The 14192-nt window shown below is 65.5% G+C and carries 11 protein-coding genes; 7 read left to right on the top strand and 4 right to left on the bottom strand.

All coding sequences use genetic code 11. From position 1 onward, the window contains the following. The first annotated feature begins 63 nt into the window (after window positions 1–63). The 5 genes from AABM56_RS11125 to nudC all read left to right on the top strand — a co-directional run bounded on the left by AABM56_RS11125 (window position 64) and on the right by nudC (window position 4988). Window positions 64–840 carry a methyltransferase domain-containing protein gene (locus tag AABM56_RS11125; RefSeq protein WP_133861674.1) on the top strand — a complete coding sequence of 259 codons (777 nt, stop codon included), beginning with the start codon at window positions 64–66 and terminating at the stop codon, window positions 838–840. Continuing rightward, window positions 833–1297: a ribonuclease HI gene (gene rnhA / locus AABM56_RS11120; RefSeq protein WP_133861675.1), complete on the top strand. Its 465-nt coding sequence runs from the start codon at window positions 833–835 to the stop codon at window positions 1295–1297. Before AABM56_RS11125 ends, rnhA begins: the two co-directional genes overlap by 8 nt. A gap of 18 nt (window positions 1298–1315) precedes the next feature. Continuing rightward, window positions 1316–2050, top strand: coding sequence for a DNA polymerase III subunit epsilon (dnaQ, locus tag AABM56_RS11115; protein WP_133861676.1), 735 nt, complete (start codon window positions 1316–1318; stop codon window positions 2048–2050). Between the two features lie 434 nt (window positions 2051–2484). Further along, window positions 2485–4164, top strand: coding sequence for a ferrous iron transporter B (locus AABM56_RS11110; protein ID WP_133861677.1), 1680 nt, complete (start codon window positions 2485–2487; stop codon window positions 4162–4164). Next, a complete protein-coding gene (gene nudC, locus AABM56_RS11105) occupies window positions 4161–4988 on the top strand; it encodes an NAD(+) diphosphatase (RefSeq protein ID WP_133861678.1) in 828 nt (275 codons plus the stop codon). The genes AABM56_RS11110 and nudC overlap by 4 nt, the downstream gene beginning before the upstream one ends. On the opposite strand, the gene AABM56_RS11100 is transcribed toward nudC, so the two are convergent. Beyond that, entirely contained in the window at window positions 4956–5732 is a 777-nt protein-coding gene (locus AABM56_RS11100; RefSeq protein ID WP_133861898.1) for a TSUP family transporter, read from the bottom strand. The two genes, nudC and AABM56_RS11100, sit on opposite strands and share 33 nt — an antisense overlap. 77 nt (window positions 5733–5809) lie before the next feature. Further along, window positions 5810–6994 (bottom strand): 4-hydroxybenzoate 3-monooxygenase, encoded by a 1185-nt coding sequence (gene pobA / locus AABM56_RS11095; protein ID WP_133861679.1) that lies wholly within the window; start codon window positions 6992–6994, stop codon window positions 5810–5812. A 114-nt stretch (window positions 6995–7108) separates the two neighbouring features. Here pobA and AABM56_RS11090 point away from each other — a divergent pair, with 114 nt between their 5' ends. Continuing rightward, the gene (locus AABM56_RS11090; RefSeq protein WP_133861680.1) at window positions 7109–8026 is read left to right on the top strand and encodes a helix-turn-helix domain-containing protein; all 918 of its coding nucleotides are present in this window, start codon (window positions 7109–7111) and stop codon (window positions 8024–8026) included. Here the strand turns inward: AABM56_RS11090 and AABM56_RS11085 are convergent. Next, entirely contained in the window at window positions 7986–11045 is a 3060-nt protein-coding gene (locus AABM56_RS11085; RefSeq protein ID WP_133861681.1) for a hybrid sensor histidine kinase/response regulator, read from the bottom strand. The genes AABM56_RS11090 and AABM56_RS11085 overlap by 41 nt on opposite strands. Window positions 11046–11087: 42 nt before the next feature. Beyond that, on the bottom strand, window positions 11088–12356 hold the full coding sequence (locus tag AABM56_RS11080; RefSeq protein WP_133861682.1) for a 3-phosphoshikimate 1-carboxyvinyltransferase: 1269 nt from the start codon (window positions 12354–12356) through the stop codon (window positions 11088–11090). 203 nt (window positions 12357–12559) lie between these two features. Here AABM56_RS11080 and AABM56_RS11075 point away from each other — a divergent pair, with 203 nt between their 5' ends. Continuing rightward, window positions 12560–14134, top strand: coding sequence for an alkaline phosphatase D family protein (locus AABM56_RS11075; protein ID WP_347884090.1), 1575 nt, complete (start codon window positions 12560–12562; stop codon window positions 14132–14134). Window positions 14135–14192: the final 58 nt, after the last annotated feature.

The following is a 14192-nucleotide window of genomic DNA, read 5'->3' as shown; positions in this document are numbered from 1 at the left end:
CTGCAGGCCCCTAGGGTAGCAGTGGGTGGTAGGGCTAAGGCTTCAATATGAGAGGACCAGACGATGCACGATGAATTCTCCGCCCAAGTCGATCCGCGCTGGCTGAGGCTGATGAGCTCGGCACGGGACTGGCTGGCCGGTCCACTGGGCCAGCTGCTGCTGGAGCAGGAGCGCGTGCTGATCGACGAAGAGCTCAAGCGTCACTTCGGCAGTTACCTGATCCATTACGGTCCGCACCCCGAGGCGCCGGCCAATTGCGGTCAGCTCCGCCATGCGGTGCGCATAGGGCCGCCGCTGGGTGATGTGGACATCGTCTGCGAAGAGGGTGCCTGGCCCCTGGGCGAGCACGCGGCCGACGTGGTCCTGTTGCAGCACGGTCTGGATTTCTCCCTGGCGCCGCATCGGCTGTTGCGTGAAGCGGCACTGAGCGTGCGCCCGGGCGGGCACCTGGTGGTGGTGGGCATCAATCCCTGGAGTCTCTGGGGCGTGCGCCATTACCTGGCTCGGGATGCCCTGCGCAAGGCCCGTTGTTTCGGCCCCAGCCGGGTCGGCGACTGGCTGTCGGTGCTGGGCTTCGCGCTGGAGAAACGGCGCTTCGGGTGTTATCGTCCGCCGCTTTCATCCCCCAAGTGGCAGCAGCGGCTGGCCTGGATGGAGCAGGGTGAAGCCGAACCCAACTGCGAGCAGGCAGCGGGCGCGGGCTTCTATCTGCTGTCGGCGCGCAAGCTGATGTTCGGCCTGCGCCCCGTGCCCCAGGCGCGCAAGGAACCGCGCGGCAAGCTGGTGCCCATGCCGGTGGCCAAGATCAGCCGCCGCGAATCGAGTGAATCCAATGAGTGACGACATCGTCGAGGTCTTTACCGACGGCGCCTGCAAGGGCAATCCCGGCCCCGGTGGCTGGGGCGCCTTGCTGAAGTTCAAGGGTGCGGAGCGAGAGCTCTGGGGCGGCGAAGCCAACACCACCAACAATCGCATGGAGTTGATGGCGGCCATCCAGGCCCTGGCGGCGCTCAAGCGCCCCTGCCAGATCCGCCTGACCACCGACTCCGAGTACGTGATGAAGGGCATCACCCAGTGGCTGGTGAACTGGAAGAAGCGGGGCTGGCAGACCGCCGCGCGCCAGCCGGTGAAGAACGCCGAGTTGTGGCAGGCCCTGGACGAACAGGTGCAGCGCCACCAGGTCGAGTGGCGCTGGGTGCGCGGCCACACCGGCCACCCCGAGAACGAGCGAGCCGACCAGTTGGCCAACCGCGGTGTCGACGACGTCCGGCAGGCCAAGCAGGCCGCCAAGGCGTAACCAGGCAAGAGGTTAGCGATGAGATACGTAGTTCTGGATACCGAAACCACCGGCATGCCGGTGACCGATGGCCATAGGGTCATCGAGATCGGCGGGGTCGAGGTCGTCGGCCGGCGCCTGACCGGGCGGCATTTCCATGTCTACCTCAACCCGGATCGGCAGATCGACGAGGGCGCCATCGCGGTCCACGGCATCACCGATGAATACGTCGCCGACAAGCCGCGCTTCGCCGAGATCGCCGACAGCTTCTTCGAGTTCATCGAAGGCGCCGAGCTGGTCATCCACAACGCGCCCTTCGACGTGGGCTTCATCAACATGGAGTTCGCCCGGCTGGGTGTCCATCCCGAGCGTGCCGACATCTCCCAGCACTGCTCGGTGCTCGACACCCTGGTCATGGCCCGCGGCCGGCATCCCGGCCAGCGCAACAGCCTGGATGCCCTCTGCAAGCGCTATGGCGTAGACAACTCCAACCGCGAGCTGCATGGCGCCCTGCTGGACGCCGAGATCCTCGCGGACGTCTACCTGGCCATGACCGGTGGCCAGACCAGCCTGTCGCTGGCCGCCCACGGCCAGGAAGGCAATGGTGACGGCAATTACGTCATGCCGATCAGGCGGTTGCCGGCCGATCGCCCGCGGACCCGGGTGATCAGCGCGACCAGCACCGATCTCGATGCCCATGCGGCGCGCATGGCGGCCATCGAAAAGAGCTGCGGTCGGACTCCCCTTTGGCTGGCCGGCGCCGACGCCGAATAGCGCCTTTCAACGCTCGCCAGACAGCCGCTCGGTCCGGGAACGGGCGTTCGCGTTCGTCTGAATAAGCTGAAAGACCTCACAATTTTCAGCTATTGTTCAACTAAGATGCTGCAGGCTGGTCATTTGAGCCCGCATGAAGCCTCGAATTTCGAATTGCGCGGAACTTTATTTGTTCCTCAAAATCATATGACGATTCGGAATTATCGCTTCGCTGTTGTGGATTTACAGGTCTAGCGTTCCAGAGCAAGGTTCTTTGGCGTGGCGAGTAGTCCCATACCCGTCCGCCTGGAATGATTAGTGTGACCCGGTCAGGAAGACGCAGGTACCTAGGCTCCAGTTGGAATAGCAAGCCTTTTTTCCCGTTTTAAAATGGCGTTGGCGAGGTTGTAATGGCGCAGGAGGCGTAAGGCACCATGGTGACCGGAGCAAGAGCTTTGAGCTTGGTCCGCGAACAGCTGTTCGCGACCATCGAGGAAGCTGAATCCCATCTCGAGCGATTCATCGTCGAGCGGCACTGCAGCAGCCTGTTGCAGCGCGCGGTCGAGAGCATCGGCCAGATTCGTGGCGCCCTCACGCTGATAGAGCTGACTGGTGCCCAGTTGCTCGCCCATCAGACGCTGCAGATCGCCAACGACATTCCTGCCGGCGCCGGTGCCGAACATGACGAGCACCTCATGGCGATCTGCCGTGGACTGCATGTGCTGCGCCGCTATCTCGAACAACTGCGTAGCGGTCAGGACGAGATGCCTGAGCTGCTGCTGCCGGCGATCAACGCCCTGCGACTCGCTGGCGGCGAACCCGAACTCCCGGAAAGCTATTTCTTCAGTGTCCGTCTCGATCAGCGTCCCCTGATCAGCGAGACCACCAGTCTTGGTGTGCGTGAGCGTCAGGCCCAGGCTCGCCGGATGCGTCAGATGTACCAGGTCGGCCTGCTGGGTTTCCTGCGCGACATCAATGGCGTGGCCAGCCTCAGGCTCATGGCCAGGGCACTGGAGCGCTCCGCGGCGCTGCTGCACGATCATGTCGGCGGCTACCTGCCCTGGGTCGCCGCGGCCACGGTCGAGGGCTTCGCTCAGGGCCGCCTGACGGCCACCCGTGAACGCAAACAATTGTTCGCCCGGGTCGATCGTGAACTGCGTCAGATGCTGGGCAACGAGCTGCACGAGCCGGCTCGCAGCACTCTCAAGGAGCTGCTCTATCTGCTGGCGCTGGCCGGTGTCGAAGGCGCCCATCCGCAAGAGGTCATGAACGCCTACGGCTTCGAGCGACTCGGCTTTACCGATGCCCAGCTCGAAGCCGGCAAGAAGCGGCTCGCCGGCCCCGGTCATGCGGTGATGCATTCGCTGTCCGCGGCGATCCGCGAAGAGGTGGAGACGGTCAAGGACCTGATCGACCTCATCGAGGCCGAGTTGCGCACCGGCGCCGAGCAGAATCGCCTGCCTCGCTCCGATAATTTCTCCCGGCTGTATGTTCAGGTCGGCCTGCTGGGCAAGACCCTGGAGATGGTCGGGCAGGAGAACGCCGGTCAGGTGCTGCAGCAGTGCCTGCCCAATATCTCCCAGTTCCGCGACCGGACGGTCGTGCTGGAGGACCTGGCGCCCCTGGCCGATGCCCTGTTGCTGGTGGAAAGCCTGCTGGGCCAGCCCGAAGGGCAGGGCTCGCTGATCGACGTGCCGCTGGAAGCCGAGGGTGTCCAGGTCAGTGTCGCCAACTATCAGCTGGGCGAGGCCCAGGCGTTGCTGCACCGGGAGGCCTACAAGGGCCTGACCGACGCCAAGCGCGCCATTGGCGCCTTTCTCGATTCCCGTGGCGATACCCTGCACCTGGCCACCGTGCCGGCGCTGCTGGATACCGTTCGCGGTGCCTTGTTCTTCCTGGGTAATCCCCGCGCGGCCGAGCTGGTGCGGGCCTGTACCGGTTATATCCAGCGCTGCCTGATCGAAGGCGGCCAGGCCTGCGAGTCGGCGACTCTCGAAGTGCTGGCGGATGCCCTCAGCAGCATCGAGTTCTTTGTCGAAAGCGGTGGCACCGAGAGCCAGGACGGCACCCCGGAGATTCTTGATATCGCAGCGCAAAGCATTCGCGCCCTTGGCTGGACCTCGGCTGCGGCATGAGTGTCTGGCAGCCTGGCTGGTTCCAGACTGCCCAGCCCTCCGGTGGTTGGCTGGTCGTCCACAGTGGCCAGGCGTTTCTGAGCTCGGGCACCGAGGTGCTCTTCGCCCTGGATGATCCGCGCGTCCAGGGCTTCGTGGGGGACCGCCACGGCCTCGGTCAGTGGCAGGCGCAGCCGGTCACGCTGCTCGAGCTGGATGCGCCCGAGGACATCGGCGGCTGCGTATGGCAGCCCCTGCGGCCGCTGATGCTGCAGTCGCCCCATGCGCTGTTCAAGTTGCTGGGCTATGCCAACCAGATCGGAACCTGGGCGCGGCAGCATCGCTTCTGCGGCCAGTGCGGTACCCGGACCTTCGCCCTCGACGGCCAGCGCGGCCTCAAGTGTCCGAATTGCCAGCTCACCCAGTATCCACGGCTATCGCCCAGCATGATCGCCCTGGTCACGCGCGGCGATGAGGTGCTGCTCGCGCGATCGCCCCGTTTCGCGCCCGGCGTCTTCAGCACCCTGGCGGGCTTCGTCGAGCCGGGCGAGTCGGCGGAAGCTTGCGTGCACCGGGAGATCATGGAAGAGGTAGGGGTATCGGTCACCAACCTGCGCTACCAGGGCAGCCAGAACTGGCCGTATCCGCATTCCCTGATGCTGGGTTACCACGTCGATTACCTGGGCGGCGACATCCGTTGCCAGCCGGAGGAAATCGAAGACGCCCGCTGGTTCCATCTGCGCGAGTTGCCGACGCTGCCGCCGGCCTTTTCCATCTCGCGCTTTCTGATCGATCGCTACCGCGTCGAGCGGCTAGGCGGCGCTGAACCAGTGCTGCCAAATTAGCTTGACGGTCAAGGCCAGCACGACGCAGATGAACACCGGGCGGATGAACTTGGCGCCGCCGGCGATGGCGCTGCGCGCGCCCAGATAGGCACCCAGGGTCAGTGACAGGCCCATGGTCAGCCCCAGTACCCAGAGCACCTGCCCCAGGGCGATGAACATCATCAGGGCGACGCCGTTGCTGACGAAATTCATGGTGCGGGCCACGCCACTGGCCTTGAGCAGGTCCAGCGGGTAGAGCAGCAGGCTGCTGACGGTCCAGAAGGCGCCGGTGCCCGGTCCGAAGAGGCCGTCATAGGCGCCCAACGTCAGGCCCTGGGGCCATTGGCGCCGCTGCGGCACGGGCGCATCGCTGAGCACCGGCGCCTTGGGCGTACCGCCGAACAGCAGATAGAGGGCACAGCTGAACACCACGACCGGCAGCAGCTGATTGAGGAAGTCCGCGGAAAGATGGTGGGCGACCAGGGCGCCGATCCCCGCACCGATGGCGGTAGCCACCAGGGCATGCCGCCACTGACGGGGATGGAACAGCTTGCGTCTATAGAAGGTGTAGGCGGCGGTGGCGCTGCCAAAGGTGGAGCTGAGCTTGTTGGTGCCGATCGCCAGGTGGGGCGGCACGCCGGCCATCAGCAGGGCCGGCACCGTGAGCAGGCCACCACCGCCGGCGATGGCGTCGATGTAGCCGGCCAGAAAGGCGACCCCCGCCAGCAGCGTCAGGGTCATGGGGTCCAGGGCGAATTCGAGCATGGGGTAGGGCGCCAGATGGAACGGGGGCGCCATCATGCATCAGACGCGCAGCCGTCACCACCTGTCGCCGCCCCTGGTCAGTCCAGTGCGGGGAAGGGCAGTCCGACGTAGTTTTCCGCGATGGTCGTGCGACCCGCTCTGGAATCGAGCAGCGCCTGGAGTTCGGCGTCCTGCACCCGCTGGGTGAAGGCGTCGGTATCCGGAAAGCGGTGCAGGGCGGTGGTCATCCACCAGGAAAAGCGCACCGCCGCCCAGATGCGTTTCAGGCAAAGCGTCGAATAGCGTTCGAGGCAGGCGGCATCGCCGGTGCGATAGGCCTGCTCCAGCAGCAGATGCAGATTGCGCACGTCGCCCAGGGCCAGGTTGAGCCCCTTGGCGCCAGTGGGCGGGACGATATGGGCGGCATCGCCGACCAGGAACAGGCGGCCGTACTGCATGGGCTCGACCACATAGCTGCGCAGCGGGGCGATGCTCTTTTCCAAGGACGGACCGGTCACCAGCTGGGCTGCCGTCTCGGCGGGCAAGCGGGCCTTGAGTTCCGCCCAGAAGCGCTCGTCCGGCCAGTTCTCCACCGAGTCCCCGGCTGCCACCTGCAGGTAATAGCGGCTGCGAGTCGCCGATCTCATGCTGCACAGGGCGAAGCCGCGGGGGTGGTTGACGTAGATGAGTTCATCGGCGGCGGGCGGGGTATCGCTCAGCAGTCCCAGCCAGCCGAAGGGATAGACCCGCTCGTATTCGGTGAGCACACCGTCCGGGATGCTGCGGCGCGAGACGCCATGGAAGCCGTCGCAGCCGGCGATGTAATCGCAGTCGATGCGCAGGGTCTCACCGGCTACCTGGCAGGTGACATGGGGACGCTCGCCCTTGAGCTCATGGGGCTGGACATCGCTGGCCTGGTAGAGGGTAGGGGCGCCGCTGGCCTCGCGGGCGGCCATCAGGTCGCGGGTCACCTCGGTCTGGCCATAGACGGTGACGCAGCGTCCGCCCAGCAGATCGTTCAGGTCCAGCCGCTCGCGCTGGCCATGGATGGCGAACTCGACCCCCTCGTGTACCTGGCCTTCCTGTTCCAGCCGCTCGGCGACGCCGGCCTGGCGCAGCAGATCGACCGTGCCCTGTTCGAGCACGCCGGCGCGGATGCGGCTGAGGACATGATCGGCGCTCTGGCGCTCGACGATGACATTGTCGATGCCCGAACGGGTGAGCAGTTGACCCAGCAGCAGCCCGGATGGGCCCGCGCCGATGATGACGACTTGGGTACGCATGGAGTCTGTCCTCTTGTCTGGCGTGATCGCCGTCTTGTTATAGGGCTCCGGTATTTTTGGACGATTTTGGCTGGTATCGACAGGGACCTTTCCGATACTTTCTGGTACTTTTCAATGATTCGTGCGGCTATCGCCCAGGGACTGACGGTGACCAACGCCTTTCCACCCATCTTCAAGCTGTATGGCGAGGCTCAGGCCTGGCCGGCACCGGATCTGCTGCATTGCGAGACCATCGAGAGTCGCAGTCGGCTGCATGCCTGGCATATCGACACCCATCGCCACGCGGATCTCGCGCAACTGCTCTATGTGCGCACCGGTGGGGTACGCCTGCAGCTGGAAGACTGGCAGGGGGAAAGGCGCGGACCGCTGCTGGTGGTGCTGCCGGTGCTGTGCGTCCATGCCTTCGACTTCGATCCGGCGGTCGAAGGCTTCGTCATTACCCTGCCGGTACCCCAGGTGGAGCGGCTGAAGCAGCGCTGCCAGCGAGCCGGTCAGGGATTGTTCCTGGGGGCCGAGTGCCTGGACCTGGCAGCGCCCGATGCCCTCTGGATCGATCAGTTGATCGGCCAGCTGGTCGCTGAATACGAAGGGCACAAGCCGGGTCGCGAGATAGTGCTCGAGGCCCTGCTCGACAGCCTGGCGATCTGGCTGTTGCGGCAACATCGCCAGGAGCAGGGCACGGCCTTGCCGCGGCGTGCCGAACAGCACCTGGGACGTTTCCTGGCGCTGGTCGAGCAGCATTATCGCGAGCACTGGAGTCTGGGTCGCTACGCGACGGCGCTCGGTATTTCAGGGGTACACCTGAACGGTCTGTGTCGGCAGCTGGCCGGTGCCTCGGCGCTGGCCATCGTGCACCAGCGGCTGCTGCTGGAGGCGCGCCGCACCCTGAGCTACACCCAGGCGTCGGTGGGCGAGATCGCCGATGCCCTCGGCTTCGCCGATCCGGCCTACTTCGCGCGCTTCTTTCGCCGCGGCACCGGCCAGAGCCCGCTCAATTATCGGCGTCTGGCGGGCCAGCAACGGCAGGGCTGACGGCCGCCAGGGTTTCGCCGACCCGCGCAGCCAGGGCGTCGAGGTTGAAGGGTTTGGTGATCAGCGTCATGCCGGGGTCGAGATAGCCGTCCAGATGCGCCCCCTCGGCATAGCCAGTGGCGAACAGTACCCTGAGACCAGGCCGGCGCTGCCGCGCGATCTCGGCCAGCTGGCGACCGTTCATGCCCGGTAGCCCGACGTCGGACAGCAGCAGATCGATGGGACGTCCGCTTTCCAGCAATGGCAGGGCGCCACGGGCGTCTTCGGCCTGCAGGGTGGCATAGCCCAGCTCCCGCAGCAGATCCACCACCATCTGCCGGACCACGGGTTCGTCCTCCACCACCAGCACGGTCTTGCCCGCGCCCTGGGGCGTGACGGTGGGCGACGTCAGCCGCGGCGGCTCGACATCGGCGCCCAGGTAGCGGGGCAGATAGAGGCCGACGGTCGTACCCTTGCCGGGCAGGGAGTCGAGTCGGACATGGCCCTTGGACTGCTTGGCGTAGCCGTAGATCATCGACAGCCCCAGGCCGGTCCCCTGCCCGATGGGCTTGGTGGTGAAGAAGGGGTCGAAGGCGCGGGCCATGACCTCGGGCGGCATCCCGGTACCATCGTCCACCACCAGCAGCGCCACATAATCGCCGGCACTCACGGCGTCCAGGCCGTTGCCACTGTCGGTCAGATAGACATTGCGGGTCTCGATGCGGATGGTGCCACCATGGGGCAGGGCATCGCGGGCATTGATGACCAGGTTGAGCAGGGCGCTCTCCAGCTGGTGCGCGTCGGTCAGCGCCTGCCAGACGTTGGTGTCCAGGTCGAGGACCAGCGCGATGTCGCCGCGCAGACTGCGCAGCAGCAGCTCCTCCATGGAGCGCACACTGTCGTTGACATGAATGGGCTGCAGATCCAGCGCCTGGCGCCGGGAAAAGGCCAGCAGGCGCTGGGTGAGGGCGGCCGCGCGCTGGGCCGAGGTCAGCGCCGCATGCAGATACTGGTCGAACTTGTCCTGCCGGCCGGCCTTCTGTTGCCGCTGCAGCATGTCGAGGCTGCCCATGATGCCGGTCAGTAGATTGTTGAAGTCATGGGCGATACCCCCGGTAAGCTGGCCCACCGCTTCCATCTTCTGCGCCTGGCGCAGCTGTTCCTGCAGCTCCTGCTGCTCGGTGACGTCACGTCCGACCGCGTAGATCAGATCGTCCTCGGCACTGGCGGTCCAGTCGAGGATGCGATAGCTGCCATCACGACCGCGCAGGCGGGCCCTGAGATTCGCCGAGCCCTGCTGGCGGCCCAGACAGCGTAGCGTATCGAAGACCTGGCGCTGATCGTCCGGATGGATCAATTCGGTGAGCTGGACGGTCGCCAGGTCGGTTTCGCGTCGTCCCAGCAGGCGGGTGGCGGCGCTGTTCACCGTCTTCACCTCGCCGTCGGCGCGGCAGATCACCATGAGGTCATGGCTGATACGCCACATCCGGTCCCGCTCGCGGGTGCGCAGCTCGATCTGCTGTTCCAGCTCCCTGCGTGAGCGGGTGAGCACTTCCCGGGCATCGACGATGCTCTGGATGTCGGTGCAGGTGCCGAACCACTGCTCGATGCGCCCCTTGGCGTCACGCACCGGCTGCGCTCGACCGAGCACCCAGCGATAACGGCCCGAGCGGTGTCGCAGGCGGTATTCGATATGGTAGGGCTCGCCGGTGCTGAGGCTGTGGTGCCAGACTTTCCAGGTGCGCTCCTGGTCGTCGGGATGGAAGACGTTGGCCCAGCCTTCGCCTTCCGTGGAGCCTTCCGGCACCCCGGTGAATTCGTACCAGCGATCGTTGAAATAGAAGTGGTGGCCATCGGGGCGGGTGGCCCAGACCATCTGGTCGATGGAGTTGATGATGGCGCGCAGCTGCGCCTCGTTGCGGGCCAGCTCCTGGGCCTGGCGCCGGTGACCACTGATATCGATGAACAGCACCGCGAAGCGATCGCCCGGCAGCTTGTGGGCGCGCACCTCGTACCAGTGTTCGTGCTGCAGGTGCAGCAGGATGTCGAACTGGGTGAATTCGGCATCGCCGTTCATGAAGTCGATATAGGCGGGCAGCAGATCGGCTTCCAGCTGCGGCAGGGATTCGCGCAGCGTCCGCCCCAGGACCTGATCCAGGGGGATGCCGGTCAGGGTGGCGAAGACCGGATTTACCTCAAGGAAACGGAAGTCCTGCATCCGGCCACTGGCATCGCGGATCGCCTGGGCCATGTAGAAGCCTTCGCGCATGCCGTGATACAGCTCCTGCAGCCAGAGATCGCGCTCGGTGATGGCGGCTTCGTTGAGCTTGCGCTCGGTGATGTCGTAGCACACGCCCAGGTAGCGGCCATTGCCCTGGCTGGTCATCAGCTGGCCGCGGCGACCGAGCCAGCGCTCCTCGCCGGTGTCGGCCCGGCGGATGCGGTATTCGAGATAGTCGAGGGCGTCGTCGTCCGGCGCGGCAGTCAGGGTTCGCAGGCTGGCGACATCGTCGGGATGCAGCTGGCGGACCAACTCATCGAGGGAATAGCTGCGGCTGACCGGTAATCCCCACAGCTCGCAGAACCCCGAGGACACCAGCAAGCGGGCCTCTCCGGGCAGCAATTCGAAGGTGCCGACGCGACCGACGTCCTGGGCCAGGCGTACCCGCTCCTCGGCCATCAGCTGTTCGGTGCGGTCCTGCAGCACATGCACGAAGCCGAGTACGGTATCGGCGTCCTTCAGGGCCGTGGTAGCGATCTCCACCCAGCGCGGCGTACCGCCCTCTACCGTGATCCAGCCGGCGCCCTGGCCATGTTCATCGACCAGCGCCTGATGCTGAGCCGTGGTCAGGAAGGAGATATCCCGATCGGGCGCCAGCAGTTCAGCGAAGCGCTGACCGCGGGCTTCGTTGGCTGGCCAGCCACACAGCAGTTCGGCGCCCCGATTCCAGCGCTCGATGCACCCGTGGTGGTCGGTGATGACCAGGGCGTGGGACGTCAACTGCAGAAGCGCCTGCTGTTCGAGCAGCGAGATCGACATGCGTAGATTCCATTCAGCGAGCGGGCGTGTGGCTAGCGATTCCTAGGCTTCGATACCCTCGCTCAGCTGGACGTTCAAACTGCGCAGGGCATTCCAGTACTCAGGATAGGTCTTGCCGACGCATTCGGGGTCCAGAATGCGGATACCCGCCACTTTCAGGCCCGCCAGGGCGAAGCACATGGCGATCCGGTGGTCGGCGTGGGTCTCGATCACGGCATCGGTCCGGGTACCGGCCAGGGCCGGGTCCGCGGCTACCAGCAGGTCGTCACCCTCGACGCGGGCAAGGCCGGTGCGAATGGCGTTGAGGCCGTCGTGCAGCGCCGCGACCCGGTCGCACTCCTTGACCCGCAGGTTGGCCAGGCCGACGAAGCGCACCGGCGTCTCGTTGAAGGCGGCAAGAACGGCGAGGGTAGGGATGGCATCCTGCATCTGCGAGCCGTCGATGACCGCCGGCAGCCGCGGGAAGGCCGCGATATGGTCGCGGGCCTTGGCATCGGGCTGGGTGAAGGCGTCGTCGGCCACACCCAGATCGATGGCGCCGCCGGTCAAGGCCTGGGCCGCCCAGAGATAGGTGGCGGCGGAGGCGTCCGGCTCGATGAAGTAGTCCCGGGCGACATAGCCGGTCGGGGCGACGCGCCAGGTGGCGGCGTCCAGCTGCTCGACCTGGGCCCCGAAGGCGCGCATCGCCTCGACGGTCAGGTCGACATAACCACGGGCGCCGATGTCGCTGCCGCGCAGGGCGACGTCCACCGGTTCGCTGCCCAGCGCGGCCAGCATCAGCAGGGCGGAGACGTACTGGCTGGAGAGACCGGCATCCACCTCGAAGCGGCGGGCGGTGAGGCGGCCCTGGCCGGTGACGGTCACCGGCGGGCAGCCGCTAGGGGCGTCCACCTGGATACCATTGGCCCTCAGGGTTTCCAGCAGGGGACCGATGGGGCGCTTTTGCATATAGGCGTCACCGGTCAGGGTCACGGTGCCCGCGACGGTCGCCACCGCAGCGGTGAGGAAGCGTACCGCCGTGCCGGCGTTGCCGAGGAACAGTGGCTGGGCCGGCTGCTGCAGGTGACCGGAGCTGGTCACCACGAAGGTGGTGGCATCGGGCTCGTCGACGGTGACACCCATCTGCCGCAGGGCCTCGGACATGTGCCGGGTGTCATCGCTCTTGAGGGCGCCGGTCAAGCGACTGGTGCCCTTGGCCAGCGCGGCCAGGAGCAGCGCCCGATTGGTGATGGACTTGGAACCGGGCGGGGCGATCCGTCCGTGCAGCGCGACGTTGGGCGGGGTGACGGTGATAAAGGGTCTGGCGGACATGGAGGCTCCAAGCAACTTCGCGACGGCCGTGACGGCGGTTCGTAACAGGGGCGCCATGATGCCATTTCGGGGAGCCAGGCCAAAGCGCCTGTTGGTTAATACCACCCCTATAGAGCAAGAAAGGTTTATCTGACACCTCTGATGTCATGAACAGGTAATCAAGGCGGGGTAGTGCTAGCGGTTTTCCAGCAGAGGCCAATGCTATGTCCCTTCTCCGTCCTGATCGTCGTCGTGTCCTGCAAGGCCTGGGTGCTTCGCTTCTGTTACCGGCCCTGGGGCAAAGGACCTGGGCCGCGCCGGCCGGACGTCCAGCAATACCCGACGGTATTCAGGCCGGGGATGTCACTGACGGCCGCGCATTGATCTGGAGTCGCACGGACCGGCCCGCCCGGTTGCTGGTGGAGTGGGATACCCAGGAGAGCTTTCGCTCGCTGCGCAAGGTGGCCGGTGCTGTTACCACGGCCGCGCAGGACTATACGGCGCGTATCGACCTCGCCGAATTACCGGCCGATCAGCACATCTTCTACCGTGTCCGCTTCGAGGACGTGGACAGTGGTGCCCTCAGTGAAGCTGTCGCCGGTCACCTGCGCTCGGCGCCGAGTCAGCGTGGCGATATCCGTTTCGTCTGGGGCGGCGACACTGTGGGGCAGGGCTTTGGCATCAATCCCGATATCGGCGGCATGCGCATCTACAACGCCATGGGCGAGCGGCGACCGGACTTCTTCCTGCACAGTGGCGACACCATCTATGCGGACGGGCCGGTGCCGGCGCAAATGACGGTGGAAGAAGGGCGCATCTGGCGCAATATCACCACCGAGGCCAAGAGCAAGGTGGCGGAAACCCTGGACGAATTCCGCGGCAACTATCGCTACAACCTGATGGACGACCATCTGAAGCGGTTCAACGCAGAAGTCCCGCAGGTATGGCAGTGGGACGACCACGAGACCACCAACAACTGGTCGCCAAGCAAGACGCTGGACGAGCGCTACCAGGTCAAGGACATCAATGTGCTGAGCGGTCGGGCACGCCAGGCCTTTCTGGAGTACGCACCCATGCGCGGCGTCTCGGCCGATGGAGCAGGGCGCATCTATCGCCGGATCGCTTATGGCCCCCTGCTGGAGGTCTTCGTGCTGGACATGCGCAGCTATCGCGCTGGCAACGACAGCAACCTGGGCAGCGAAGAGAGCGGTCAAGGCGCCTTCCTCGGCCAGGAACAACTCGACTGGCTGAAGAAAGCGCTGCAGGCGTCCACGGCGACCTGGAAGGTGATCGCGGCCGATATGCCCATCGGGCTGCAGGTCCCGGACGGCAAGGATGCGCAGGGCCAGGCGCGCTGGGAGGCCATCGCCAATGGCGATCCCGGAGCCCCCAAGGGGCGCGAGCTGGAAACAGCCGACCTGCTGCGCTTCATCGCACGGCAGGGGGTTCGCAATACCGTCTGGCTCACGGCGGACGTGCATTACTGCGCCGCGCACCACTACCACCCGGACAGGGCGGCGTTCCAGGATTTCGAACCCTTCTGGGAGTTCGTGGCAGGGCCCCTCAATGCCGGCAGCTTCGGTCCCAACCCGCTGGATGCCACCTTCGGCCCCGAGGTGGTGTTCCACAAGGCGCCACCCCAGGCCAATACGTCACCCCTTAGTGGTTTTCAGTTCTTCGGCGAGGTCGAGATCGACGGTAAGACTGCGGAACTGCAGGTCACCCTCAGGGATCAGGATGGCCATCCGCAATTTACCCAGAAATTACAGCCCATACAGAGTAATACCACCCCTATATGATGATTTATTTATTGGAAATTCCTCTGCACAGTAATCAAGAAGAAGCCCAAGTTCGCGC

The sequence above is a fragment of the Pseudomonas aestiva genome, from assembly GCF_039908605.1.
Classification (GTDB): domain Bacteria; phylum Pseudomonadota; class Gammaproteobacteria; order Pseudomonadales; family Pseudomonadaceae; genus Chryseomonas; species Chryseomonas aestiva.
This window is presented reverse-complemented; position numbering and strand designations above follow the sequence as displayed.

Bases quoted from the DNA above. Each gene is read 5' to 3' on its own strand.
- AABM56_RS11125 (WP_133861674.1), top strand. From the start codon at position 64: ATGCACGATGAATTCTCCGCCCAAGTCGATCCGCGCTGGCTGAGGCTG.
- rnhA (WP_133861675.1), top strand. From the start codon at position 833: ATGAGTGACGACATCGTCGAGGTCTTTACCGACGGCGCCTGCAAGGGC.
- dnaQ (WP_133861676.1), top strand. From the start codon at position 1,316: ATGAGATACGTAGTTCTGGATACCGAAACCACCGGCATGCCGGTGACC.
- nudC (WP_133861678.1), top strand. From the start codon at position 4,161: ATGAGTGTCTGGCAGCCTGGCTGGTTCCAGACTGCCCAGCCCTCCGGT.
- AABM56_RS11100 (WP_133861898.1), bottom strand. From the start codon at position 5,732: ATGCTCGAATTCGCCCTGGACCCCATGACCCTGACGCTGCTGGCGGGG.
- pobA (WP_133861679.1), bottom strand. From the start codon at position 6,994: ATGCGTACCCAAGTCGTCATCATCGGCGCGGGCCCATCCGGGCTGCTG.
- AABM56_RS11090 (WP_133861680.1), top strand. From the start codon at position 7,109: ATGATTCGTGCGGCTATCGCCCAGGGACTGACGGTGACCAACGCCTTT.
- AABM56_RS11085 (WP_133861681.1), bottom strand. From the start codon at position 11,045: ATGTCGATCTCGCTGCTCGAACAGCAGGCGCTTCTGCAGTTGACGTCC.
- AABM56_RS11080 (WP_133861682.1), bottom strand. From the start codon at position 12,356: ATGTCCGCCAGACCCTTTATCACCGTCACCCCGCCCAACGTCGCGCTG.
- AABM56_RS11075 (WP_347884090.1), top strand. From the start codon at position 12,560: ATGTCCCTTCTCCGTCCTGATCGTCGTCGTGTCCTGCAAGGCCTGGGT.